Origin of the sequence: Bradyrhizobium sp. cir1, from assembly GCF_014198245.1 — a bacterium.
Classification (GTDB): domain Bacteria; phylum Pseudomonadota; class Alphaproteobacteria; order Rhizobiales; family Xanthobacteraceae; genus Bradyrhizobium.
Genome location: NZ_JACIHE010000013.1, coordinates 37,175 through 62,575 on the forward strand (window position 1 = coordinate 37,175; position 25,401 = coordinate 62,575).

The following is a 25,401-nucleotide window of genomic DNA, read 5'->3' on the forward strand; positions in this document are numbered from 1 at the left end:
TCCCAATCGTATCGAACATCACATCAGGAGGGCGTCATGCCTGAGGCATTCATCTACGATCACGTCCGCACCCCCCGTGGCCGCGGCAAGGCCGACGGCGCGCTGCACGAAGTCACTGCGCTTGCGCTCGCCGCGGTGCCGCTGAAGGCGCTGAAGGACCGCAACAACCTGCCGGAAGACTCGGTCGACGACGTCGTGCTCGGTGTGGTCGATCCCGTCGGCGAAGCCGGTTCCGACATCGCGCGCTTCGCCGCGCTGAAGGCCGGTCTCGGCGACGCCGTGCCCGGCGTGCAGATCAGCCGCTTCTGCGCCTCCGGCCTCGATGCCGTGAACTTTGCCGCCGCGCAGATCATGAGCGGTCAGCATGAGCTGGTGATCGGCGGCGGCGCCGAATCGATGAGCCGCGTCGGCATCGGCGCCTCCGGCGGCGCCTGGCCGATGGATCCCTCGATGGCGGTGCCGGCCTATTTCATGCCGCAGGGCGTGTCGGCCGATCTGATCGCGACCAAATACGGCTTCTCGCGTGATGACGTCGACGCCTACGCGGTGCAGAGCCAGCAGCGTGCGGCGAAGTCTTGGGATGAAGGCCGCTTCAACAAGTCGATCGTCCCGGTCAAGGACATCAATGGCCTCACCATCCTCGCCAAGGACGAGCACATGCGTCCCTCGACCACGATGCAGTCGCTGGCGCAGCTGCAGCCGTCGTTCACGATGATGGCGCAGATGGGCGGCTTCGACGGCGTCGCGACCCAGTCGCACCCGGAGATCGAGCGCGTCAATTACGTGCATCACGCCGGCAACTCGTCGGGCATCGTCGACGGCGCCGGTGCCGTGCTGCTCGGCAGCAAGGAGGCGGGTGCCAAGTACGGCATGAAGCCGCGCGCCAAGATCCGTGCCTTCGCCAACATCGGCTCGGAGCCGGCGATGATGCTGACCGGTCCGGTCGACGTCACCGAAAAGCTGTTCGCGCGCTCCGGCATGAAGAAGTCGGACATCGACCTGTTCGAGCTCAACGAGGCCTTCGCCTCCGTCGTGCTGCGCTACATCCAGGCCTTCGACATCGACAATGCCAAGATCAACGTCAATGGCGGCGCCATCGCGCTCGGCCATCCGTTGGGGGCGACCGGCGCGATGATCCTCGGCACCGTGCTCGACGAGCTCGAGCGCACCAACAAGTCCACGGCCCTTGTGACGCTGTGCATCGGCGGCGGCATGGGCACCGCGACCATCATCGAGCGCGTCTAAGGGTAAGGAGCAACCACCATGTCGTACAAGAACTTCAAGGTTGAGACCGACACCGACGGCATCGCGCTCGTCACCTGGGACATCCCGGGCCGTTCGATGAACGTGCTCGACGAGACCTCCACCAGCGAGCTCGACGCGATCGTCAAGGCGACCACGGCTGACGCCGCAGTGAAGGGCGTCGTCATCACCTCGGCGAAAGAGGCGTTCTGCGCCGGCGCCGACCTCTCCATGCTCGAAGGCATGAACCAGGCCTACGCAAAAGTGTTCAAGGAGCAGGGCGAGACCGCCGCGAACCAGATGCTGTTCGACCAGAGCCGCCGCTTCTCGCAGGTGCTGCGCTCGATCGAAACCTCCGGCAAGCCGTGGGCGGCCGCGATCAACGGCCTCGCGCTCGGCGGCGGTTTCGAGATCACGCTGTGCTGCCACTATCGCGTCGCGGCCGAGAATCCCAAGACCCGTCTCGGCCTGCCCGAGGTCAAGGTCGGCCTGTTCCCGGGCGCCGGCGGCACGCAGCGCGTGCCGCGCCTGGTGCCGCCGCAGGACGCGATGACGATCCTGCTCAAGGGCGATCCCGTCACGGTCGAGAAGGCCAAGGCGCTGAACCTGATCCACGCCATCGTTCCCGCCGCCGACCTCATCAAGGCGGCGAAGGACTGGATCAAGGGCGGCGGCAAGGCCGTCGCACCCTGGGACGAGAAGGGCTTCAAGCTGCCCGGCGGCCCGGTGTTCTCCAAGGCCGGCATGATGATGTTCCCGGCCGGCAATGCGATCTACCGCCGCGAGACCTACGACAATTATCCGGCCGCGCGCGCGATCATGAGCTGCGTCTATGAGGGCCTGCAGCTGCCGATCGACGCCGCGCTTCGCGTCGAGTCGCGCTACTTCACCTCGGTGCTGCGCTCGAAGGAAGCGGCCGCGATGATCCGCAGCCTGTTCCTGTCGATGCAGGAGCTCAACAAGGGCGCGCGCCGCCCGAAGGACGTGCCCGCGACCAAGGTGAAGAAGATCGCGGTGATCGGCGCCGGCTTCATGGGCGCCAGTGTCGGCTACGTCTCGGCCCGCGCCGGCCTCGACGTCGTCCTGATCGACCGCGACCAGGAGAGCGCCGACAAGGGCAAGGCGCATGCGCAGAAGGTGATCGAGGAGCAGATCAAGAAGGGCCGCGCCAAGCCCGGTGATGCCGAGACGCTGCTCGCGCGTATCACGCCGACCGCCGACTATGCCGCGCTGAAGGACGTCGACCTCGTGATCGAGGCCGTGTTCGAGGACCGCAAGGTCAAGGCGGAAACCTTCGCCAAGGCGCAGCAATATCTCAAGCCGGATGTGATCTTCGCGTCGAACACCTCGACGCTGCCGATCACCTCGCTGGCCGAGAGCTTCAAGGACCAGGGCAAGTTCGTCGGCATCCATTTCTTCTCGCCGGTCGAGAAGATGATGCTGGTCGAGATCATCCTCGGCAAGAACACCGGCGATGTCGCGCTGGCGACCGCGCTCGACTATGTCCGCCAGATCGGCAAGACGCCGATCGTCGTCAACGACTCTCGCGGCTTCTTCGCCAACCGCTGCGTCGGCCGCTACGTCGCCGAAGGCAACGAGATGTTCCTTGAGGGCGTGCCGCCGGCGATGATCGAGAACTGCGCCAAGATGGCCGGCATGCCGGTCGGCCCGCTCTCGCTGTCGGACGAAGTCGCGCTCGATCTTGGTCTGAAGATCATGAAGGCGACCGAAGCCGATCTCGGCCCCAACGCCATCAATCCCGATCAGAAGAAGCTGATGGTGGAGATGGTCGAGAAGCAGGGCCGTCTCGGCCGCAAGAACAGCAAGGGCTTTTACGACTACCCCGAGAAGGGCAAGGGCCAGAAGAGCTTGTGGCCGGGTCTCTCCGCGCTGCAGCCGAAGCAGCTCGACCCTGATACGCTCGACATCGAGGAGCTGAAGCAGCGTTTCCTGGTGGTGCAGGCGGTGGAAGCCGCGCGCACGGTCGAGGACAACGTCATCACCGATCCGCGCGAGGCGGATGTCGGCTCGATCCTCGGCTTCGGCTTCGCGCCGTTCACCGGCGGCACGCTGTCCTATATCGATTTCATGGGCACGAAGAAGTTCGTCGAGCTCTGCCACAAGCTTGAAGCGAAGTACGGCTCGCGCTTCACCCCGCCGAAGCTGCTCGAGGAGATGGCGGCGAAGGGGGAAACCTTCTACGGGCGGTTCGCGCCGAAGAAGGCGGCAGCGGCCTGATCGGCTGACAGGCTGCGCATTCGAAACAGAAAGGCCGGATCGTTGATCCGGCCTTTTTGCATTTTCAGACAACTTATCAAGGGTTGTGTCAGATTTGTTCCAGGTTGTGGAACCGCTCACAGATTCCGAGTAGGAACCGTGCCAGAGTCCCCGCTGCTGCGGCGTCGCGCAATTGTCATAGGCGCGCCAAAGCGGCGCCGTTCTTTTGCTCGGCCCTGGCACTAGTCTTGCTGCGGGTCAGGGTCACGAATCGCGTTGGGACACTTGCCGATCCCCATCGGCAAGCCGAAGACGAAAAGAAAGTTGTCCTTGATGAACTCCTTGGTGCTGCGGAAGACCGCGCTCGATCGCGATCTTGCCGCAAAAGATGCTGTTGCGTCCGCAACTGGCCAACTCTCATCGCAGCAGAAGCCGGCGCGCCTGCGCCGCAAAGGCCCCGCGCTCTGGGCCGCGTTGGCGCTACTTGTGCTGGCGGCGGATTTTTTGCTGGCCTATCTCGCCTGGCTCGCCGTCGACTTCGTCATGGGGTGAGACCGCGCGAGCGTGCAGCAGATACGATGCAGCGAGATAGGCGAGCTGGGCGGCGACAAGACAGACGGCAATGACAATCACGCCCCCCACCATCCCGAAATCGTACGCGCGAAGAACGATCGCCGAGACAACTGCGATCAACGGCGAGATCACGACCAGCGCCCAGATCCTGAAAACGCGACCTGTCGCGATTCCCACCAGCGCGCTTGCAACGATCAGGACGATGGCAATCGTCAACTTAAACCCCGGTGAGAGTGCAAATATTCTTCAATCAATGCCTCAAGCTCGCCCGCTTTGCGCGTGCTGACAAGACAGCACCACTTACATTTGGCGAACAGTAGTTCATAAGTCCAGTCAAGGTACGATGATCGGGCGGAACAGGTTCGCGCTGCGCTGCGGCAAATAAAAAGGCCGGATCCTCGATCCGGCCTTTCGCACGTTGCGTCTTGCGAGCGCCTACTTCGCCTGCGCGAGCCCTTCCTTCTTCAGCGCCTCCTGCACCTGCGGGCGCGCGGCGACGCGGGCCTTGTAGGCGGCAAGGTTCGGCATCGCGGTGAAGTCGAACTTCATCCGGTCGGCCCAGGTCAGCATCGTGAAGAGGTAGCCGTCGGCCACCGTGAACTGCTTGCCCATCAGGTAGTCGCGGCCGGCGAGCTGGCTGTCGATGTATTTCAGCTTGCCCATGACGCGATCCCTGAAGAAGGCCTTGGCCTCGTCGTTCAGCGCCGGTGCGAACATCGGGCTGAAGCTCTTGTGCACCTCGGAGGTGAGGAAGTTCAGCCATTCGAGCAGCTTGTAGCGCTCGGCGCTGCCGTGGGCCGGCGCCAGCGCCTTGGTTGACGCCTGATCGGCGATCATCTGGACAATCACGGGACCTTCGGTCACGATCTCACCGCTGTCGAGGCCCAGCGCAGGGACCTGGCCCTTGGGGTTCAGCTTCAGATAATCCTCACCATTTTCGAGCTTCTTGGCCCGGATATCGACCTTGACCAGTTCGTAGGGCAGGCCGGCTTCCAGGAGCGCGATGTGGGGGGACAGGGAGCAGGCCCCGGGCGAATAATAGAGCTTCATGGAATTTCCTCCTCTTGACGCTTGGCTGCGGCGAAGGAACGCCTACATGCACCTGCATGCAATAGTCAAGATTGATGCAGGTGCATCGAGTGAGGTAAGAGACGGGCGACCAGCTTGAGCGGGACCATGAAACGCAAACCATCGACCGAGGCAACCTCCGCCTGGATCCGCCTGATGCGGGTGCAGAGCCGCGTGCTCGACTGCGTCGAGCAGGACCTGAAGAAGGCGGGCTTCCCCCCGCTGGCCTGGTATGACGCGCTGCTCGAGCTGTCGCGCGCGCCGAGCGGAGAGCTGCGGCCGGTGGAACTCGAGCGGCAGATGCTGATCCCGCAATACTCCACCTCGCGCCTGATCGACCGCCTGGTCGACGAGGGGCTCGCCTCCCGGCGCGAATGCAAGATCGACAAGCGCGGCCAGTTCGTGGAGATCACCGAAGCCGGCCGCGAACTGCAGAAGCGGATGTGGGGGGCCTATTCGGCCGCAATCGAGAAATATGTCGGCTCGAAACTGTCCGATGCCGATGCCGTCAAGCTCAGCGGTCTGCTCGACCGGCTGGGCTGCTCGTGCGGCGAGATGAAGCTGCCGCCCGTCGCCAACGTCAACGAAAGCACGCCGTCGCGATGATCGCGCGGCAAACCAGCACGTCCGCGCACCCGGTGGTTCGCGGACGATCCCCTTCACCCCGCGCGCATTCGGTCGAAGCGCCTTTGATTAGAGTTTGATATGGCGCGAGACCAGATCGATATGACGCCACTGCAGTCACGCGACGAACTCGTCGCGTGGTTCGAGGCCGGCTGCAAGGACCCGTCCGAATTCCGCATGGGCACCGAGCACGAGAAGACGCCGTTCACGCTCGAAGGCCACCGTCCGGTGCCGTATGAAGGCGCGCGCGGCATCGGCGCGCTGCTCGAAGGCATGAAGCTCCTGCTCGGCTGGGAGCCGATCATGGAGAAGGGCAACATCATCGGCCTCTATGACGTCACCGGCGGCGGCGCGATCTCGCTCGAGCCGGGCGGACAGTTCGAGCTGTCGGGCGCGCCGGTCGAGAACGTGCACCAGACCCAGAGCGAGCTGATGGCGCACCTCGCCCAGGTGCGCGAGATCGCAGCGCCGCTCGGCATCGGCTTCCTTGGCCTCGGCATGACGCCGTCCTGGTCGCGCTCGGACATCCCGGTGATGCCGAAGGGCCGCTACAAGATCATGACCAATTACATGCCGAAGGTCGGCCAGTACGGCCTCGACATGATGTACCGGACCTGCACGGTGCAGACCAATCTCGACTTCTCTTCCGAAGCCGACATGGTCAAGAAGCTGCGCGTGTCGCTCGCGCTCCAGCCGGTCGCAACCGCCTTGTTCGCCAACTCGCCGTTCACCGAGGGCAGGCCGAACGGCTTCCTCTCCTTCCGCTCCGAGATCTGGCGCGACACCGACAATGCGCGCGCGGGCATGATGCCGTGGGCGTTCGAGGACGGCATGGGCTTCGAGCGCTATGTCGACTACGCGCTCGACGTGCCCATGTATTTCGTCAAGCGCGGCGAGGAGTACATCGACGTGTCGGGCTCCTCGTTCCGCGCCTTCTTCGATGGCCGCAACAACAACCTTCCCGGCGAGCGTCCGACGCTGTCGGACTGGGCCAACCATCTCTCGACGATCTTCCCGGAAGTGCGGCTGAAGCGCTATCTCGAGATGCGCGGCTCCGACGGCGGACCGTGGGGGCGCCTGCCGGCGCTGCCGGCATTCTGGGTCGGGCTGCTCTATGACGATGTGTCGCTCGATGCCGCCTGGGACATGGTGAAGCACTGGTCCGCGCATGAACGCCAGGCCCTGCGCGACGATGTGCCGCGCTTCGGCTTCAAGTCGCGGATCAAGGACCGCTATCTGTTCGAGATCGCCAAGGACTGCCTCGTTCTGGCGCATGCCGGCCTGCGTCGGCGCGGCCGGATCGACCAGCTCGGACGCGACGAGACCCGGCATCTGGAGCCGCTCGACCGCATCATCGATTCCGGCCGGACGCCGGCCGAGGAAATGATCGAGAAGTTCAACGGTCCCTGGAAGGGCTCGGTGGAACCGGCCTACGCGGAATACGCGTTCTAATTCGATACGCGACGACCAGGATTTAGGCCGTTCATCGCCCATACAGGTTTGCGGCGATCAAATGATCGGCTGAAAAAACCTGAGCGTCGTCAATAACTCGAAAGCTGTTCCGATGGGGAAGGGCCGCCTGTCCGGGGGCGTCATGGCAAGCGTCCTGGCAAGCGTCGTGGCATGTGTCACGCTGCTTTCGCTCGCGTTTGCGAGCGTGCCGGCGCGCGCCCAGACGGCATTCGACCGGCCCGGCGGCGACTATTTCAGCACGCCGGTCACCTCGGGCGACCCCGAGGACTGCGCTCTGCTGTGCGAGCGCGACCGCCGCTGTCGCTCGTGGAGCTTCAGCTATCCCGACATCGACGGTGCCGCGGCGGTGTGCTGGCTCAAGAACACCGTGCCGGCGCGCGTGCCCGGCAGTTGCTGCATCTCCGGCGTCCGCGGCGCCGGCGTGATCGAGCCGCGCGTCGAAGGCGTGGAGACGTCGATCGATCGCCCCGGCGGCGACTTGCGCAATTTCGAGCTCAAGGACGGCGAAAGCGTAGAGGCCTGCAAGGCCGCCTGCACCGCCGACAACAAGTGCCGCGCCTTCACCTACGCCCGCCCCGGCTATACCGGCCGCGAGGCGCGCTGCTTCCTGAAAAAGGAGATCAAGCCGCCGCGCAGGAAGGCGGGGTTCACGTCGGGCGTGGTGCGGTAGAGCGCAGCTCTCACCGCCGTCATTGCGAGCGCAGCGAAGCAATCCAGACTGTTTCCGCGGAGGGATTCTGGATTGCTTCGCTTCGCTCGCAATGACGAGGAGGATGAAGCGGGCAACTCACTCCGCCGCGATCACCGTGAGCTCCGGCCACAGCGCCTTCCAGCGCGCGGCTTTCATCGCGTAGTTCGTCGCTGAAAAATTCGGGCCTGGATTCGGTCGCGCGATCAGCCCTGCGACATCGCCAAAGCCATGCGGCGCGTAGACCTCATAGCCATCGCCTGCGCGCCTGACCCCGACTTGCGTGTTCTGCGTGAGGAAGCGGTCGATGCCCTCGGTCGAGCTTCTCAGGGGCGGGTAGGGCAGGCCGTGCTTGGCGGGGTACCACAGATGCACGCGCGCCTGGTTGCGGATCTCGACCTTGACGCCGAGATGCGCGAGCCGCTGATGCAGCTTGCGGATCACCGAATCCTCCGCCTCCCACGATGTATCAGGATCGAAATAGAACGCGTCGTAGTCGGCAATGCCGTGATCGGTGGCGCGGTTTGTCAGCACGTTCCACACCGTCTGCACCAGGCATCCCGAGACCAGCCAGGCATCGGGAAGGGCGAGATGCGCGAGCTCGTCGATGATCGTGACATTGACCGGATTGCGCAGGGCGAGAGCGAGAAATTCGTCGCGGGTCATCGGAAATCGTAGGGTGGGCAAAGGCGCGCTCTTCACGCGCCGTGCCCACCATCTCTCCACGTTGCGACAGACGTGGTGGGCACGCTTCCGCTTTGCCCATCCTACGATCCCGTCAATGCACGGCGGTGAAGAACCGCGCGAGCCGGAAGCCGGACAGCCAGGTCCACACCGGCTGGCCGCGCATGCCGAGATCCCAGGAGCCGAGCACGGCATCCGCGCGTCCGACCAGATTGTCGATCGGCAGCAAGCCGACGCCGCCGGAGCGCAGCGGCACGCGGCTGTCGGCGGAGTTGTCCCTGTTGTCGCCGAGCACGAACAGGTGGCCGGCCGGCACCGTTACCTCGGGCGTGTTGTCGAGCGGGCCGTTGTCGCGCATCTTGAAGATCAGGTGCGAGACGCCGTTCGGCAGCGTCTCGACATAGCGATAGGCCGGCTCGCTGCCGCCATTGTCGTCCTCGGCCGCGCCAACGCCATCCGGCTTCAGCTCGGCGGGGCGGTCGTTGATGAAGAGCTGGCCCTGGCGCATCTGGATGCGGTCGCCGGGCAGGCCGACGACGCGCTTGACCCAGGCCTGCGCGCGATCGCCGGGCCAGCGGAAGACCACGACGTCGCCCTGCTTCGGCGTCTCCGCGAACACGCGGCCGCTCTCGGGCAGGTTGATCTGGATCGGCAGCGACGAGGTGCCGTAGCCATAGGGGAATTTCGAGGCGATCAGCGCGTCGCCGATCAGCAGCGTCGGCTCCATCGAGCCCGACGGCACGTAGAACGGCTCGGCGAGTGCGCCCTTGGCGATGAACACGGCGGCGACGATGCCGGCGAGCTGCACCAGCTGCCCACCCCAGCCGCTGCTCTTGCGCTTGGCGGGTGCAGTTACCTTTTCAACGCTCATGCGCCCGTTCCACCCACCGTAATGCGTTCCATCAGAAGCGACGGCTGGCCGACGCCGACAGGCACGCCCTGGCCGTTCTTGCCGCAGGTGCCGATGCCGGTGTCGAGCGCGAGGTCGTTGCCGATCATGCGGATGCGATGCAGGTCGGTCGGCCCGTTGCCGATCAGCATCGCGCCCTTCAGCGGCGCGCCGATCTTGCCGTTCTCGATCTTGTAGGCCTCGGTGCACTGGAATACGTATTTGCCCGAGGTGATGTCGACCTGGCCGCCACCGAAATTCGCGGCGAACACGCCGTTCTTCACTGAGCTAAGGATCTCGGCCGGATCGCGGTCGCCCGCGAGCATGTAGGTGTTGGTCATGCGCGGCATCGGCACATGGGCATAGCCCTGGCGGCGGCCGTTGCCGGTCGGCTTCATGTTCATCAGCCGTGCGTTCTGGCGGTCCTGCATGTAGCCGACCAGGATGCCGTCCTCGATCAGCACGGTGCGGTTGGTCGGCGTGCCCTCGTCGTCGATCGAGAGCGAGCCGCGGCGCGAGGCCATGGTGCCGTCGTCGACCACGGTGACGCCCTTGGCCGCGACCTGCTGGCCCATCAGGCCAGCGAACGCCGAGGTTTTCTTGCGGTTGAAGTCGCCTTCGAGGCCATGGCCGACCGCCTCATGCAGCATCACGCCGGGCCAGCCGGCGCCCAGCACGACGTCCATCTCGCCGGCCGGGGCCGGAATCGATTCCAGATTGACCAGCGCCTCGCGCAGCGCGCCGTCGGCGGCATCGCGCCAGTTCCTGCTCTCGATGAACTCGGCATAGCTGGCGCGGCCGCCATAGCCCTTGCTGCCGCTCTCCTGGCGGTCGCCCTGGCCGGCGACGACGGAAATGTTGACGCGCACCAGAGGACGGATGTCGCGATAGCTCTCGCCGTCGGGCCGCAGGATCTCGACCACCTGCCAGGTCGCGCCCAGACTGACACTGACCTGCCGCACCCGCGGATCCTTGTCGCGCAAATAGGCGTCGATCTCGGCCAGCAGCTTGACCTTGGTCTCGAAGCCGGGGGCATCGAGCGGATTGTCGTCACTATAAAGCCGCACGTTGGTATGCGCCGGCGGGGCCGCAAAGCTGCCGGAATAGCCGCCGCGCACGGCCGCGACCGCGTCGGCGGCGCGAATCAGTGCCGGCAGCGAGACGTCGGAGGAATGCGCGTAACCCACCGCGTCGTCCTTGACAGCGCGAAGCCCAAAACCCTGCGAGGTGTCGTAGGTCGCCTGCTTCAGCCGCCCATTGTCGAACATCAGCGCTTCGGTCTGGCTGTATTCCAGGAACAGCTCGCCGTCGTCGGCGCCGGAAAGCCCGCGCGCGACCTCGTTGCGAACCTGGTCGCGGTCGAGATTGGCACGGTCGAGCAGGGAGGTTGTGGCGGGGTTGGTCATCGATCACCCATTGTCGGAGAGATGTCGGGCAAGATAATGGCTTCCGAACCGTTCGGCGAGAGGGCGGGCCGTCACATTACCGAAACGACATGATTGAAATCATTGTCATATCCGAAGCGCAGATCGAAAGCTTTGGTCCATCACCGTCACCCCCGCGCAACGGCGGAGCCGTTGTCGCTGGAGGCGCTCACCTCTTCGGCGAGCCTCGAAGGGCGACGGCCCGGCCGGCAGCTCGGCCGTTCATCCTTCGAGGCTCGCACGGCAGCGCGATTGCGCTGCCGAACTCGCGCCTCAGGATAACGGGATTGAGAATGTGCGAGGGATATCGCCTACGGCAGCTTGTCGTAGCCCTCGCCGAGCCCGTTCAGGCTGAGCGGGAAGCCGATGCCTTCTTCCGGGGTCTCGAAGATGATGAAGGTGGCGGTCTTGGCGGTGCGAAGCTGGCCGAGCAGCTTGTCGTCCATCACGACCTCGGCGACGCAGCCATTGGGCAGGCAGCGCACGAAGCCGGCGCGGCCGACGTCCTGGTTGTCGAGCTTGAGGCCGAGGCCGGAGGGCAGCAGGACGCCGAGCGGGGCGACCACGCGCATCAGACGGCTCTTCTGGTCGGCGGTCTTGAGCACGATCACGGTCAGGCCGGCATTGGAGCGGTCTTCCGCCACCACGCTCTGGATCAGGGCGCATTGCTCGGTCTGGGCGCCCGGCGGGGTGTCGCAGCGGATCTGCCAGTCGCCATGGACGGAGCGCACCGCGCCCTGCGCATGGGCAAGGCCCGGAAGGGCCAGGAGAACGACCGCAGCCAGCAGGGCTGCCAGCGCCGAGAGGCCGTCAGCCTGCCTTGCCATGCATCTCGAAAGCCCCATCGGGGTCGGTCCCTCTGCTCGCTTGGGTCGCTTGCGCGGGTGGACTGATACGGAAATGACGGCGTCTTGAAGGCAATTCCCAAGCAAATTCCGCGCCGCCGAGGCCGCCACCGCCGGCACGAATCAGGTTCCTGTGCGGCCGTTCGCAAGTGCCTACAGCGGGCAATTCCGCTGTCAAGCCGCGGCATCCCGGGAAACGGTATTTTTGTCTGATGTTACTAGGAAATATCTTGCGGGTGATCGCTGACAGACGGGGCTCAAGACTGCATTGCGATAGATCAAGAATTATGGTTTGAGAGGCTTGATTTCGGCGTTCTAGCGATCTGGCCCCAATTCCTCTTAGAGGTATTCTTGAGCGGCGGTTCGTCAGACGGACGGATCGAATAAGCGTTTCCCGGAAATAGGGGGACGCACTTGGGGTGATTTCGTAAGGGGAGCGCGAACGGCATGAGGATGTCGATGGGCCGGGTAGGCCGGCATTTGCTGGGATTGGCGACCATCGCCTTGGTGGCGGCTGGCCTGACGCTGGCGACGGGCGGCGTGGCATTCGCCGAGCTCGGGCAGCCGGCGCCGTGGGAGTGGAGGCTCCAGCAGTCCGGATCGCCGGTGATGGACAACATCGTCTGGTTCCACAACTTCCTGTTCGTGCTGATCGCCCTGATCACGCTGTTCGTCCTGGCGCTGCTGATCGTCGTGGTCATCAAGTTCAACGCGAAGGCCAATCCGGTGCCGTCGCGGACCACCCACAACACGCTGATCGAGGTGGTGTGGACCCTGGTTCCGGTGCTGATCCTGGTCGGCATCGCGGTGCCGTCGTTCCGCCTCTTGTTCCTCGAGCTCGATGTGCCGAAGGCGGACCTGACCATCAAGGCCACCGGCAAGCAGTGGTACTGGTCCTACGCCTATCCCGATAACGGCAAGTTCGAGTTCGACTCGCTGATGGCCCAGGACAAGCAGCCGCGGCTGCTCGGTGTCGACAACGAGATGGTGGTTCCCGTCAACAAGGTGATTCGCGTCCAGACCACAGGCGCCGACGTCATTCACTCCTTCGCGGTGCCGTCCTTTGGCATCAAGATCGACGCCATCCCCGGCCGCTTGAACGAAACTTGGTTCAAGGCCACCAAGGTCGGCATGTATTACGGCCAGTGCTCGGAGCTGTGCGGCAAGGACCACGCCTTCATGCCGATCGCGGTGCGCGTGGTGAGCGACCAGGAGTTCGCCTCCTGGGTCGAGACGGCGAAGAAGAAATTCGCGAGCGGCGGCGCCAGCACCTACGCCTCCGCGGCCGGCCCGACGCAGTAAGCGCCGGGCAAGGCTCGAGGGGACTGAAATCGACATAAGAGGGCGGGACCTCCAAAGGTCCGATTGGGACGCAAGGCAGGATTTGAAAATGGCAACGAGCGCAGCGGCACACGGCGATCACGCGCAAGACCACGGACACGAGCACGCCCATCCGACCGGATGGCGGCGCTACGTCTATTCGACCAACCACAAGGACATCGGCACGATGTACCTGATCTTCGCGGTCATCGCCGGCATCATCGGTGCGGCGATGTCGATCGCGATCCGCGCCGAGTTGATGTATCCCGGCGTGCAGCTCTTCCACGAGTCGCACACCTACAACGTCTTCGTGACCTCGCACGGTCTGATCATGATCTTCTTCATGGTCATGCCGGCGATGATCGGCGGCTTCGGCAATTGGTTCGTGCCGCTGATGATCGGCGCGCCTGATATGGCGTTCCCGCGCATGAACAACATCTCGTTCTGGCTGCTGCCGGCCTCCTTCGCGCTGCTCTTGATGTCGACCTTCGTCGAGGGCGAGCCGGGCGGCAACGGCGTCGGCGCCGGCTGGACCATCTACGCGCCGCTGTCGACCACGGGCCATCCGGGCCCGGCCGTCGACTTCGCGATCCTGTCGCTGCACCTCGCCGGTGCCTCCTCGATCCTGGGCGCGATCAACTTCATCACCACGATCTTCAACATGCGCGCGCCGGGCATGACCCTGCACAAGATGCCGCTGTTCGTGTGGTCGATCCTGGTGACGGTGTTCCTGCTACTGCTGTCGCTGCCGGTGCTCGCCGGCGGGATCACCATGCTGCTCACCGACCGCAATTTCGGCACCACCTTCTTCGCGCCCGACGGTGGCGGCGACCCCGTGCTGTTCCAGCACCTGTTCTGGTTCTTCGGCCACCCCGAAGTTTACATCCTGATCCTGCCCGGCTTCGGCATGATCAGCCAGATCGTCTCCACGTTCTCGCGCAAGCCCGTGTTCGGCTATCTCGGCATGGCCTACGCCATGGTCGCAATCGGCGGCATCGGCTTCGTGGTGTGGGCGCACCACATGTACACGGTCGGCATGTCCTCGGCGACGCAGGCCTATTTCGTCGCCGCGACCATGGTGATCGCGGTCCCGACCGGCGTGAAGATCTTCTCCTGGATCGCCACGATGTGGGGCGGCTCGATCGAGTTCCGCGCCCCCATGATCTGGGCGGTGGGCTTCATCTTCCTGTTCACGGTCGGCGGCGTCACCGGCGTCGTGCTGGCGAACGCCGGCGTCGACCGCGTGCTCCAGGACACCTACTACGTCGTCGCGCACTTCCACTACGTGCTGTCGCTGGGTGCGGTGTTCGCGATCTTCGCCGGCTGGTACTACTGGTTCCCGAAGATGTCGGGCTACATGTACAACGAGACGCTGGCGAAAGCGCACTTCTGGGTCACCTTCGTCGGCGTCAACATGGTGTTCTTCCCGCAGCATTTCCTCGGTTTGTCGGGCATGCCGCGCCGCTACGTCGACTATCCCGATGCGTTTGCGGGCTGGAACCTGGTCTCGTCGCTCGGCTCCTACATCTCCGGCTTCGGCGTGCTGATCTTCCTCTACTGTGTGCTCGACGCCTTCATGAAGAGGGTGCCGGCGGGCAATAATCCTTGGGGTGCTGGCGCAACCACGCTGGAGTGGACTCTGTCCTCGCCGCCGCCCTTCCACCAGTTCGAAGTGCTGCCCCGCGTGCAGTAAGCAAGCTCCCGCGGCGCCCGTCATGGGCGCCGCGGCTCTATAACGAAGCGAGTTGAATTAGTGTCCGTCCTCGACCACAACGCCGTCAACATCAATCCCCGCATCTCCGAAGCGGAGGTGCGCGACTACATTGCGCTGCTGAAGCCGCGGGTGATGTCGCTGGTGATCTTCACCGCGCTGGTCGGGATGGCGATGGCGCCCGGGCATTTCCATCCCGTGCTCGCGATCACCTCGCTGCTCTGTATCGCCGTCGGCGCCGGTGCCTCCGGCGCGCTGAACATGGCGCTCGAAGGCGACATCGACGCCAAGATGTCGCGCACGGCGAACCGGCCGATCCCGCGGGGCCGCATCACCCGTCCCGAGGCGATGGCATTCGGCACGACGCTCGCCTTCTTCTCGGTGATGACGCTCGGCATCCTCGTCAACTGGATCGCGGGCGCGCTGCTCGCCTTCACCATCTTCTTCTATGTCGTGATCTACACGATGTGGCTGAAGCGCTGGACCGCGCAGAACATCGTGATCGGCGGTGCCGCCGGCGCGCTGCCGCCGGTGGTGGCCTGGGCCGCCGTGACGGGCACGGTCGACGTCGAGCCGCTGCTGCTGTTCGCCATCATCTTCTTCTGGACCCCGCCGCATTTCTGGGCGCTGGCGCTGTTCCGCTCCGACGATTATGCGCGCGCCGGCATTCCGATGCTGCCCAACGTCGCCGGCCCCGATGCGACGCGTCTGCAGATCCTGCTCTACACCGTCGTGCTGATCGCGGTGGCCGCTGCGCCCTGGGCGCTCGGCTATTTCGACGCCATCTACGGCGTGGTCTCGCTGATCCTCGGCGCCGGCATGCTGGTGCTCGCCATCAACGTCTATATGCGCCGGACGCGAGCTGCGTCGCTGCGCGCGACGCGAAAACTGTTTGCTTTCTCGATCCTGTATCTGTTCGCGCTGTTCGCGACCCTGCTGGCCGAGGTCGTGGTCCGGGCGCTTGCTCCGATGGTTGGGGGCGCATGAGGCAGGAATGGCTGACAAACGCGAGCCAGACGGAATCGTCCTCACCGAGGCGCAGCAGAAGAGCCGTCGTCAGCGTTCGATCGCGATCGCACTCGCGCTCGGCGTGCTGGTGGTGCTGTTCTTCGCCGTCACCATGGTCAAGGGACCGGCAGTGCTAGTCCGGCCGATGTAGGAAACATGGATCACGAGCCGACCATATCGCGGGATCAGAGCCGGACGGCCAAGGGCCGTTCCAAGGGTCGTTTCGGTGGTCTTGGCCGCGACGCGCTGGTCGCCTCGATCTGCGGCGGCGTGGTGGCGCTGATGGTCGGCGCCTCCTATGCGGCGGTGCCGTTCTACAACTGGTTCTGCCGCGCCACCGGCTTCAACGGCACGACACAGGTCGCGACCTCCGCGCCGGCGAGCGGTCCCATTGCACGAAAGATTTCCGTGCGCTTCGATTCCAACGTCGCGCCCGGCCTGCCCTGGAAGTTCGAGCCGGAGCAGGGCGAGATCGAGATCAATATCGGTCAGGTCGTGACGGTCTTCTACACCGTGACCAACCAGGCCGCGCGCACCACCGCGGGGCAAGCCGCCTACAACGTCGCGCCGCTGACGGTCGGCTCCTACTTCCAGAAGATCAACTGCTTCTGCTTCACCGAGCAGACCATGGCGCCGGGCGAGAAGCGCGAGATGCCGGTCGTGTTCTACGTCGATCCATCGATCGCCGACGATCACGAGAACGACAGGCTGAACACGATTACGCTGTCCTACACGTTCTATCCGGTGAAGGATCCGGTGGTGAAGCCGCTCGCATCCGGCGAGGGCGACAGACGCAAGGGAAATCTCTGACCGCCGGGCCTGTCGCTCAGGGGTTGGAAACAAGGGGATAAGTGCCGGACAGGCACGGGATTGAGGAGAGAGACGGAAATGGCTACGGCGAACACCAAGCATCACGACTATCACCTGGTCGATCCCTCTCCCTGGCCGGCCGTCGGTTCGCTCTCGGCCTTCATCATGGCGGTCGGTGCGATCGCCTGGATGCATCACATGTTCGCGGCCGCCCCGATCGTGTTCGGCGTCGGCACCGTCGGCGTGCTCTACACCATGGCGAGCTGGTGGGGCGACGTGATCAAGGAAGCCCAGTACAAGGGCGACCACACCCGAGTCGTGCAGCTGCATCACCGCTATGGCATGATCCTGTTCATCGCCTCCGAGGTGATGTTCTTCGTGGCCTGGTTCTGGGCCTATTTCAACGCGGCGCTGTTTCCGGCCGACGCCGTCCATGCCACCCGCGATGCGGTGTTCGGCTGCGGCCTCGGCACGCAGGCCGGCGCCTGCGCGGTGCCCGGCACCTGGCCGCCCAAGGGCATCGAGACCTTCGATCCCTGGCACCTGCCGCTGCTGAACACGCTGATCCTGCTGACGTCAGGCACCACCGTGACCTGGGCCCACCACGCGCTGCTTGAAAACGATCGCCAGGGCCTCAAATACGGCCTGATCCTCACCGTTGTGCTCGGCGCGCTCTTCACCTGCGTGCAGGCCTATGAGTACAGCCACGCGGCGTTCTCTTTCGCGGGCAACGTCTATGGCGCGACCTTCTTCATGGCCACCGGCTTCCACGGCTTCCACGTGCTGGTCGGCACCATCTTCCTGATCGTGTGCCTGGCGCGCGCCTATGCCGGCCACTTCACGCCGAAGCAGCATCTCGGCTTCGAGTTTGCGGCCTGGTACTGGCACTTCGTCGACGTGGTCTGGCTGTTCCTGTTCCTGTGCATCTATGTGTGGGGACAAGGTGCCGAGGCCATGGCTCACGGCGCGCACTGAGCTGTGTTGGATTGATTGGAAAGGGCGGCCGCAGGGCCGCCCTTTCGCTTTCCGGCCGCCGAAAGATTCTACGGGAAATGTGATAAAGTACGCCATCATGAACGATACCGCCGGTCCATCCGAGCCTGAAACCACCGTTCTGCAAAGCGCGATGCGCGGGCTTGCCTGCAAATGTCCGCGCTGCGGCCAGGGCAAGCTCTATGCGGGCTTCCTCAACCTCGCCCCCGCTTGCGATCGCTGCGGCCTCGACTATGCCTTCATCGATGCCGGCGACGGTCCAGCGATCTTCATCATCATGCTGGCCGGCGCGATTGTGGTCGGCTGCGCGCTCGTCGTCGAGGTCAAGTATCAGCCGCCGTTCTGGCTGCATGCGGTGCTCTGGCTGCCGCTGATCCTCGCCACCACGCTGCTGCCGCTGCGCTCCATGAAGTCGCTGCTGATCGCGCTGCAATTCCACCACAAGGCGGCGCCGGGCCGGCCGATCGACCGCACGAAATGAACCAGCCTGCGCGCAAGCCTCGCGTGGCCGGCTTCGCGCTGTTCACGCTGGTCCTGACCGCTTCCTTCGTCGCGCTCGGCGTCTGGCAATTGCAGCGCCGGACGGCCAAGCACGAGCTGATCGCGGCGCTCACCGAGCGTCTGGCGGCGGCTCCCGTTGCGCTGCCGCCGTCCGCACAATGGGCGGCGCTCAATTCCGCCCGCGATGAATTCCGCCGTATCAGCTTCACCGCGACCTACGCCCCGCTGCCCGATGCGATGGTCTATTCGTCCGGCTCGGCCGTACGCAAGGACGCTTCAGGTCCCGGCACCTGGGCCTTCCTGCCGGCGCGGCTCCCGACCGGCGAGATGGTCGTGATCGATGCGGGCTTCATCGAGAACACGATGCAGGACCGCAGCATCGAGGACCGTGCGGTGAAGAAGCTCGTCACCGGGCAGCCCGTCGCGCTCACTGGCTATCTCCGCTTTCCCGAGGCACCTAACTGGATGACTCCGGCGGAGAATCGCGACAAGCGGCTCTGGTTCGTGCGCGATCATCTCGCGATCGCAAGCGCGCTTCATTGGGGCGCTGTGGCACCGTTCTATCTCGACCTGGAGCAGCCGGCGCCGGACAACGGAATTCCGCGCCCCGGTGCGCTGGACGTGCATCTGAAGGACGATCACCTGCAATACGCCGTCACCTGGTTCGCGCTTGCGGGCGCCGTGCTGATCGCTTTCGGCGTCTGGATGAAAGGACGGCGCTCGGTCTGAACCATCCGTAGGTTCCCGGACGGAACCCGGAATCGCCCGGGCTTTATTATTCAACACATATTCACGAGTGTGATCCTAAGCCGTGCTTGAGTGTGTCCGCGGCAGACAGGAATGCAGCGTGAGCGATTTCGATCAGATGGGAATTGTCGTCGACTGGGTGGATGCCTGCAGGACGGGCGACCTTGCGACGTTGCTCGACCTCTATGCGGACGATGCGGAGGTCGAGTGCATGTGCAACGGCACGCAGCACTATCATCGCGGCCGACGCGAGCTCGAAAGCTACTGGGGATCGCGGCTCAGCGCCTACCTGGCGGCGGGTTTCGGGCTGGAAGAGATCGAGCCGGCGCCGCATGGCGTCGATCTCGAATATTCCGTCGCGGGCGCGCTGCGTATTCACGCCTCGTTTCGCTTCAGCCCGGAAGGCAAGATCTACAGCACGCTGTGCACGCCCGCGCGACAGAACGCCCACGGCGGCTGCGCGTGCTAAAGCATGATCCGGAAAAGTGCGAAGCGGTTTTCCGGAAAGATCATGCGTAAACAACAAGCTAAAGCGCGATGACGATTCATCCCAATCTCATCGCGCTTTAAAGCGCGTCTCGCGCCCTCTCCACGGGCAGGCGGCAGCGCACATGGGTTCGGTGGTCCGCGCGCAGCAATGACAGCGACCCGCTGAGTGCGCGCACGCGCTCATGCATGCCGGTCAGGCCGCGGCCGAACACATTGCCCTCGGGAAAGCCGCCGCCGTCGTCGGAGATCTCGATGACGAGCGCGTCGCCGACGATCGCCGCCTGCACGTCGGCGTTGCTCGCGCCGGCATGGCGCAGCACGTTGGTCAGCGCCTCCTGGATCACGCGGTAGACGGTCTGGGCCAGCGGTCCGTCGATCGCGTTGAGGCCGGGATCAATCGTGGCCGTCAGGCCGATATGCGGTGCCTGCTTGCGAAAGTTTCGAAGCAGCGTCTGCACGCTCGTCTCCAGCCCCAATTCCTCGATATAGAGCGGGCGCAGCCGGTCGAGGATGCGGCGGTTGGTCTGCTGGAGCGCCTCGACCGATTGCAGCACCTCCTCCGCCGAATTGCCGAGATTTCCTGCCGGTGAGGAGGCCTCGATCAGCGAGATCGTGCCGGCGCGGATGCTGAACAGGAGCGGGCCGAGCTCGTCGTGCAGATCGCGGGCGAGATCGCGCCGCTCGTCGTCCTGAAGCGACACCAGGCGGTGCAACAGGTCGCGATTGTCATGGCTCAATTGTGCGAGCGTTGCAGCCAGGGCGTTCGCCGCCTCGCAGCTGCGCCGGATCTCGGGCGGCCCTTCGACCGGGATCGGCGTCGCGTAGTCGCCGCGCCGTATTCGCGTCAGTCCTTCGCCGAGATATTGCAGCGGGCGCACCACCGATCCCGCGAACAGATAGGCGATGGTGCCGGTGAGCGCCATCAGCACGACGACAAGGCTGGTCAGCGCGAGGAAGCCGATCCACTTCTCGAACAGGTCGGCCGACAGGTCCGGCAGGAAGACGATGTCGCCGACATGCCTGCCGTCAATGACCACCGGCGACGCAGCGTCGATGTCCGGCATGGTCAGCAGGTGGAGAAACCACTGCGGCACTGTCTGCAGGTTGCGCAGACCGTCCTTCGCGGAGGAAATGGGACCCGCCTCCACTGCGCGGAATTGGATATCGGAGGAGGTGTCCAGGGATTGGACGAAGGCCTCGAGCGTTTTCTGCGGATCGTCCGAGGCGCGCAGCGTGTTGTTGAGCGCGGCGGCGATCGTTTTGGTCGAACGTCGAGCCGGCTCGTTCTCGTCGGCCAGTTGACCGGTTGCAAATATCTGCAGCAATATGCCGCCCAGGACCAGCGCCGCGAGAAAACCTGCGCCGAGCGGAAGAAACAGTTGCGTTCTGAACGGAAGTCGTTGCCACATTAGGTCAATTCTAACGCGTATCGGCGTGATTTTCTCTTTCCATTTGTTCCCGCCGGTCTATGAGTCGCAAAACAAGAGAGCGCGCGATGCAAGATATTGCCAAGCCGGCGACCCGGATTCTCATTGTCGACGACCACCCCGTGGTGCTGTCCGGCTGCCGCACCCTGTTTGCCTCCGACCATTCGATCCGGATCGACGAGGCCGGCGACGCCAAATCCGGTCACCGTGCCTATGTCAGCAAGCGGCCCGACGTCACCGTGATCGACATCAGCCTGCCCGACGTCTCCGGCTTCGAGCTTATGCGACGCATACGCAAAGACGATCCCGAGGCCAAGATCATCATGTTCAGCATGAATGACGATCCGGCCTTCGTGGTGCGGGCGGTCGAGCTTGGGGCCCAGGGCTATGTCTCCAAGGGCGACGATCCCCGGATCCTGCTGAAAGCGGTGCGCAAGGTGGTCGCGGGCGACAATTTCATCTCGCCGCAGCTGGCGGAGGCCGTGACCTTCTCCGGCGCCGCGATCAAGGCCAATCCGGCCTCGCAGATGACGCCGCGGGAGCTGGAGATTCTCCGCCTGCTCGGCCGCGGCGACAAGATCGTCGAGGTCGCCGAGGCGCTCGGCATCTCCTACAAGACCGTCGCCAACACCACGTCGCTGCTCAAGCAGAAGCTTGGCGCCAAGAACCATTCCGACCTGATCCGGATTGCCGTGGAAATCGGGATGGGCTGACTTGCCGCCAGCGACCGAACCGGCTGCTTCAGGATGCAGCGGTTCGGCCGACGGATCGGCGCTTCCGCCGGCCGGGCAATGCATGGCCGGCGGCGGACGCCAACCCCCCGGCACAATGGACCGAGGCGGCGTTCGTTCCTGTCTTGATCTGAAGTTCGGGAAAGAGCGGCAAAATGCCCTCTCGATTTGCTCGTATCTGGAGCAGCGGCATTCACATGCGCCGGGAAAGACAGGAACATTTGCGGCGTGCGCGGTTTTGGCTCTTGACGATTTCGTGACAGGCGACGAAAGCTTGCAGCAACAGTTTTAGCGGGCAGGCGCCCCGGACGAGCCAAACTGGTCTGCACATATCAACGACAGACCTTCCAAGAGAGGGCTGCGGCATCGCCGCAGCCCTTTTCGTTGGAAAGGCCCGAGCGGGAAGCGGTTTCCCGATGCCGCAAAACACTTTATGGTGGCCCGAAGCCTCTGGCTGTTGACAAGTAATTTCGTAAAATCAAAGGCTTACGGATCTGGCTGCGGCCCGGCCGGCCTTTGGAGGGCAGTTTGACTCGTTATATCTCGACCCGGGGCGAGGCCCCTGAACTCGGCTTCTGCGACGTGATGCTGACCGGGCTTGCCCGTGACGGCGGCCTGTATGTACCGGCGACGTGGCCCCAGCTCCCGGCCGAGACCATCGCCGGCTTCTTCGGCCGCCCCTATTGGGAGGTCGCGGTCGACGTGATCCGGCCCTTCGCCGCCGGCGAGATCTCCGATGCCGAGCTCGGCCGCATGGCGAACGAGGCCTATGCCACCTTCCGCCATCCCGCCGTGGTGCCGCTGCGCCAGATGTCGCCGCACCAGTTCGTGCTGGAGTTGTTCCACGGTCCGACGCTGGCCTTCAAGGACGTGGCGATGCAGCTCATCTCGCGGCTGATGGACCACGTGCTCGAAAAGCGCGGCCAGCGCACCACCATCGTGGTCGCGACCTCCGGCGATACCGGCGGCGCCGCGGTCGAAGCCTTCGCAGGGCTCGAGAACGTCGACCTCATCGTGCTGTTTCCGCATGGCCGCATCTCCGAGGTGCAGCAGCGGATGATGACGACGACGGGCGCGGCCAACGTCCATGCGCTCGCCATCGAAGGCACTTTCGACGACTGCCAGGCGCTCGTGAAGGGCATGTTCAACAACCATCGCTTCCGCGATGCGACCTCGCTCTCCGGCGTCAACTCCATCAACTGGGCGCGCATCGTCGCCCAGGTGGTCTACTACTTCACCTCCGCCGTTGCCGTCGGTGCGCCGGCGCGCGCGGTGGATTTCGTGGTGCCGACCGGCAATTTCGGCGACATCTTCGCAGGCTACGTCGCCAAGCGCATGGGCCTCCCCATCCGCACGCTGCGTATCGCCGCCAACGTCAACGACATCCTGGCGCGCACGCTCAAGACAGGCATCTACGAGGTGCGCGAGGTGCATGCCACGGCGTCGCCGTCGATGGACATCCAGATTTCCTCGAATTTCGAGCGGCTGCTGTTCGAGGCCGGCCGGCGCGATGCCGCCGGCGTGCGCCGTCTGATGGATTCTTTGAAGCAGTCCGGGCGCTTCGTGCTGCCCGACGCGACGCTGGCCGCGATCCGCGAGGAGTTCGATGCCGGGCGCGCCGACGAGACCGAGACTGCGGCTGCGATCCGCGCCGCCTGGCGCGAGGCGGGCGAGCTGGTCGACCCCCACACCGCGGTGGCGCTCGCTGTCGCCGACCGCGACACCACCGACACCACGGTGCCCAGCATCGTGCTCTCCACCGCCCATCCGGCCAAATTCCCCGATGCGGTCGAAGCGGCCTGCGGCCAGCGGCCGCAACTGCCGGCCTGGCTCGACGGTCTCATGACCAAATCCGAACACATGAAGGTGATGAAGAACGATCAGGCCGAGGTCGAGCGGTTCGTGCTGTCGGTCAGCCGCGCCGCAAAGCAGGGAGTTGCCGGATGAGCGTCGAGATTTCCAAGCTTGCGTCCGGCCTCACCGTCGTCACCGACAAGATGCCTCATCTCGAAACCGCCGCGCTCGGCGTCTGGGCCGGCGTCGGCGGACGCGACGAGAAGCCCAACGAGCACGGCATCTCGCACCTCTTGGAACACATGGCGTTCAAGGGCACGACGAAGCGCTCCTCGCGCGAGATCGTCGAGGAGATCGAGGCGGTCGGCGGCGACCTCAATGCCGGCACCTCGACCGAGACCACGTCCTATTATGCGCGGGTGCTGAAGGCCGACGTGCCGCTCGCGCTCGATGTGCTCGCCGACATCCTCGCCAATCCCGCCTTCGAGCCGGACGAGCTGGAGCGCGAGAAGAACGTCATCGTGCAGGAGATCGGCGCGGCGCAGGACACGCCCGACGACGTCGTGTTCGAGCATCTCAACGAGCTCTGCTATCCCGACCAGCCGATGGGCCGGTCGCTGCTCGGCACCGCCAAGACGCTGCGCAGCTTCAACCGCGACATGCTGCGCGGCTATCTCTCGACGCATTATCGCGGCCCCGACATGGTGGTGGCGGCCGCCGGCGCGGTCGATCACAGCCAGGTGGTCGCCGAGGTCGAGAAGCGCTTTGCGAGCTTCGAGGCGACGCCGGGCCCGAAGCCGCAAGCCGCCCAGTTCGGCAAGGGCGGCGCCAAGGTGGTGCATCGCGAGCTCGAGCAGGCGCATCTGACGCTGGCGCTGGAAGGCGTGCCGCAGAACGACTTGTCGCTTTTTTCGCTTCAGGTTTTCACCAACGTCCTCGGCGGCGGAATGTCGTCGCGGCTGTTCCAGGAGGTGCGCGAGAAGCGCGGCCTCTGCTACTCGATCTACTCGTTCCACGCGCCCTATACCGATACCGGCTTCTTCGGCCTCTACACCGGTACCGATCCGGCCGACGCGCCGGAGATGATGGAGGTCGTGGTCGACATCATGAACGATTCGGTGGAGACGCTGACCGAGGCCGAGATCGCGCGCGCCAAGGCGCAGATGAAGGCAGGGCTCCTGATGGCGCTGGAGAGCTGCTCGTCCCGCGCCGAGCAGCTCGCCCGGCATGTGCTCGCCTATGGCCGGCCGCAGACGGTGCAGGAACTGGTGGCCCGGATCGACGCCGTCAGCGTCGAATCGACCCGGGACGCGGCGCGTGCGCTGCTTTCGCGTAGCCGGCCTGCGGTTGTCGCATTAGGCAGCGGCAGGGGTCTGGACACGGCGGTGTCTTTTGCGGAAGGATTGACTCGGGCACGTGCCAAGGCGCGGCTGCATTAGGAGCCCCCTTACGGCGCCATTGCCCCGGGAAGCATCACCATGGCCCTCTTTCGCCTGCCGTCCAGTGGACCCGCCGCCCTCGCCCCGCGCGGCAACGGTCTGTTGCTGCGCGCGCCGCAGATGTCGGATTTCCTGCAATGGGCTCACCTGCGCGAGACCAGCCGCGACTATCTCACGCCCTGGGAGCCGATCTGGCCGTCGGACGATCTGACCCGCTCCGGCTTCCGCCGCCGCCTGCGCCGCTATTCCGAGGACATCGCCGCGGACCGCTCCTACCCCTTCCTGATCTTCCGTGAGCTCGACAGCGCCATGGTCGGCGGCATCACGCTCGCCAATGTCCGGCGCGGCATCGTGCAGGCCGGCACAATCGGCTATTGGATCGGCCAGCCCCATGCCCATCGCGGCTACATGACGGCGGCGCTCCGGGTGCTGCTGCCGACGCTGTTCGGCGAGCTCAATCTGCACCGGGTCGAGGCCGCCTGCATCCCCACCAATGCGCCGTCGATCCGGGTGCTGGAGAAGTGCGGCTTCTCCCGGGAGGGCCTCGCCCGCCGCTATCTCTGCATCAACGGGGTCTGGCAGGACCACCTGCTGTTCGGCCTGCTGCACGAGGATTTCCGCGGCTGAGCCGCCCGATTGGTGCGGGCCAAATCCCCTTTTTGCTGCCTTGGGTTCGCCGATTTTGGCGATATAACCCGCATGGC

The 25,401-nt window shown here is 64.9% G+C and carries 25 protein-coding genes; 18 read left to right on the plus strand and 7 right to left on the minus strand.

Annotated elements, in window-relative coordinates:
- Positions 1-36: 36 nt before the first annotated feature.
- Complete coding sequence (locus GGD63_RS24345) at positions 37-1,245, plus strand: acetyl-CoA C-acetyltransferase (RefSeq protein WP_183245692.1); 1,209 nt, start codon at positions 37-39, stop codon at positions 1,243-1,245.
- A gap of 18 nt (positions 1,246-1,263) precedes the next feature.
- The gene (locus GGD63_RS24350; RefSeq protein WP_183245693.1) at positions 1,264-3,480 is read left to right on the plus strand and encodes an FAD-dependent oxidoreductase; all 2,217 of its coding nucleotides are present in this window, start codon (positions 1,264-1,266) and stop codon (positions 3,478-3,480) included.
- A gap of 459 nt (positions 3,481-3,939) precedes the next feature.
- Here the strand turns inward: GGD63_RS24350 and GGD63_RS24355 are convergent, their stop codons facing one another.
- Together GGD63_RS24355 and gstA are read right to left on the minus strand one after the other, a co-directional pair.
- The gene (locus GGD63_RS24355; protein WP_183245694.1) at positions 3,940-4,248 is read right to left on the minus strand and encodes a hypothetical protein; all 309 of its coding nucleotides are present in this window, start codon (positions 4,246-4,248) and stop codon (positions 3,940-3,942) included.
- A 219-nt stretch (positions 4,249-4,467) separates the two neighbouring features.
- A complete protein-coding gene (gstA, locus tag GGD63_RS24360) occupies positions 4,468-5,082 on the minus strand; it encodes a glutathione transferase GstA (protein WP_183245695.1) in 615 nt (204 codons plus the stop codon).
- Between the two features lie 126 nt (positions 5,083-5,208).
- On the opposite strand from gstA, the gene GGD63_RS24365 reads away from it, so the two are divergent.
- The 3 genes from GGD63_RS24365 (at position 5,209) to GGD63_RS24375 (ending at position 7,867) form a co-directional block, all read left to right on the plus strand.
- On the plus strand, positions 5,209-5,706 hold the full coding sequence (locus GGD63_RS24365) for a MarR family winged helix-turn-helix transcriptional regulator (protein WP_018644966.1): 498 nt from the start codon (positions 5,209-5,211) through the stop codon (positions 5,704-5,706).
- Between the two features lie 99 nt (positions 5,707-5,805).
- Positions 5,806-7,176, plus strand: coding sequence for a glutamate--cysteine ligase (locus GGD63_RS24370; RefSeq protein ID WP_183245696.1), 1,371 nt, complete (start codon positions 5,806-5,808; stop codon positions 7,174-7,176).
- A gap of 112 nt (positions 7,177-7,288) precedes the next feature.
- Positions 7,289-7,867 (plus strand): PAN domain-containing protein, encoded by a 579-nt coding sequence (locus GGD63_RS24375; protein ID WP_183245697.1) that lies wholly within the window; start codon positions 7,289-7,291, stop codon positions 7,865-7,867.
- 117 nt (positions 7,868-7,984) lie between these two features.
- Here GGD63_RS24375 and GGD63_RS24380 read toward each other — a convergent pair whose 3' ends face one another.
- From GGD63_RS24380 to GGD63_RS24395, 4 genes are all read right to left on the minus strand, one after another.
- The gene (locus tag GGD63_RS24380; RefSeq protein WP_183245698.1) at positions 7,985-8,551 is read right to left on the minus strand and encodes a nucleotidyltransferase family protein; all 567 of its coding nucleotides are present in this window, start codon (positions 8,549-8,551) and stop codon (positions 7,985-7,987) included.
- 112 nt (positions 8,552-8,663) lie between these two features.
- Positions 8,664-9,440, minus strand: coding sequence for a signal peptidase I (lepB, locus tag GGD63_RS24385; protein ID WP_183245699.1), 777 nt, complete (start codon positions 9,438-9,440; stop codon positions 8,664-8,666).
- A complete protein-coding gene (gene tldD, locus GGD63_RS24390) occupies positions 9,437-10,864 on the minus strand; it encodes a metalloprotease TldD (protein ID WP_183245700.1) in 1,428 nt (475 codons plus the stop codon). The genes lepB and tldD overlap by 4 nt, the downstream gene beginning before the upstream one ends.
- A gap of 329 nt (positions 10,865-11,193) precedes the next feature.
- Positions 11,194-11,727 (minus strand): invasion associated locus B family protein, encoded by a 534-nt coding sequence (locus tag GGD63_RS24395; protein WP_183245701.1) that lies wholly within the window; start codon positions 11,725-11,727, stop codon positions 11,194-11,196.
- Between the two features lie 447 nt (positions 11,728-12,174).
- On the opposite strand from GGD63_RS24395, the gene coxB reads away from it, so the two are divergent.
- The 9 genes from coxB (at position 12,175) to GGD63_RS24440 (ending at position 19,286) form a co-directional block, all read left to right on the plus strand.
- Complete coding sequence (gene coxB / locus GGD63_RS24400; RefSeq protein WP_183245702.1) at positions 12,175-13,029, plus strand: cytochrome c oxidase subunit II; 855 nt, start codon at positions 12,175-12,177, stop codon at positions 13,027-13,029.
- A gap of 88 nt (positions 13,030-13,117) precedes the next feature.
- Entirely contained in the window at positions 13,118-14,740 is a 1,623-nt protein-coding gene (ctaD, locus tag GGD63_RS24405; protein WP_183245703.1) for a cytochrome c oxidase subunit I, read from the plus strand.
- 60 nt (positions 14,741-14,800) lie between these two features.
- Positions 14,801-15,745, plus strand: a complete 945-nt coding sequence (locus GGD63_RS24410) for a heme o synthase (protein ID WP_183245704.1) — start codon at positions 14,801-14,803, stop codon at positions 15,743-15,745.
- A gap of 7 nt (positions 15,746-15,752) precedes the next feature.
- A complete protein-coding gene (locus GGD63_RS24415; RefSeq protein WP_183245705.1) occupies positions 15,753-15,917 on the plus strand; it encodes a CoxF protein in 165 nt (54 codons plus the stop codon).
- Between the two features lie 5 nt (positions 15,918-15,922).
- Positions 15,923-16,576: a cytochrome c oxidase assembly protein gene (locus GGD63_RS24420; RefSeq protein ID WP_183245706.1), complete on the plus strand. Its 654-nt coding sequence runs from the start codon at positions 15,923-15,925 to the stop codon at positions 16,574-16,576.
- Between the two features lie 78 nt (positions 16,577-16,654).
- Complete coding sequence (locus GGD63_RS24425) at positions 16,655-17,551, plus strand: cytochrome c oxidase subunit 3 (protein WP_183245707.1); 897 nt, start codon at positions 16,655-16,657, stop codon at positions 17,549-17,551.
- A gap of 97 nt (positions 17,552-17,648) precedes the next feature.
- Positions 17,649-18,050 (plus strand): DUF983 domain-containing protein, encoded by a 402-nt coding sequence (locus GGD63_RS24430; RefSeq protein WP_183245708.1) that lies wholly within the window; start codon positions 17,649-17,651, stop codon positions 18,048-18,050.
- Entirely contained in the window at positions 18,047-18,799 is a 753-nt protein-coding gene (locus tag GGD63_RS24435) for an SURF1 family protein (protein ID WP_183245709.1), read from the plus strand. The genes GGD63_RS24430 and GGD63_RS24435 overlap by 4 nt, the downstream gene beginning before the upstream one ends.
- Positions 18,800-18,917: 118 nt before the next feature.
- Entirely contained in the window at positions 18,918-19,286 is a 369-nt protein-coding gene (locus GGD63_RS24440; RefSeq protein ID WP_183245710.1) for a nuclear transport factor 2 family protein, read from the plus strand.
- 97 nt (positions 19,287-19,383) lie between these two features.
- Here GGD63_RS24440 and GGD63_RS24445 read toward each other — a convergent pair whose 3' ends face one another.
- The gene (locus GGD63_RS24445) at positions 19,384-20,715 is read right to left on the minus strand and encodes a histidine kinase (protein ID WP_183245711.1); all 1,332 of its coding nucleotides are present in this window, start codon (positions 20,713-20,715) and stop codon (positions 19,384-19,386) included.
- A gap of 86 nt (positions 20,716-20,801) precedes the next feature.
- Here GGD63_RS24445 and GGD63_RS24450 point away from each other — a divergent pair, with 86 nt between their 5' ends.
- From GGD63_RS24450 to GGD63_RS24465, 4 genes are all read left to right on the plus strand, one after another.
- The gene (locus tag GGD63_RS24450; protein WP_183245712.1) at positions 20,802-21,446 is read left to right on the plus strand and encodes a response regulator transcription factor; all 645 of its coding nucleotides are present in this window, start codon (positions 20,802-20,804) and stop codon (positions 21,444-21,446) included.
- A gap of 546 nt (positions 21,447-21,992) precedes the next feature.
- Complete coding sequence (thrC, locus tag GGD63_RS24455) at positions 21,993-23,411, plus strand: threonine synthase (protein WP_183245713.1); 1,419 nt, start codon at positions 21,993-21,995, stop codon at positions 23,409-23,411.
- On the plus strand, positions 23,408-24,697 hold the full coding sequence (locus GGD63_RS24460) for a pitrilysin family protein (protein ID WP_183245714.1): 1,290 nt from the start codon (positions 23,408-23,410) through the stop codon (positions 24,695-24,697). The genes thrC and GGD63_RS24460 overlap by 4 nt, the downstream gene beginning before the upstream one ends.
- 39 nt (positions 24,698-24,736) lie before the next feature.
- On the plus strand, positions 24,737-25,324 hold the full coding sequence (locus GGD63_RS24465) for a GNAT family N-acetyltransferase (RefSeq protein ID WP_183245715.1): 588 nt from the start codon (positions 24,737-24,739) through the stop codon (positions 25,322-25,324).
- Positions 25,325-25,401: the final 77 nt, after the last annotated feature.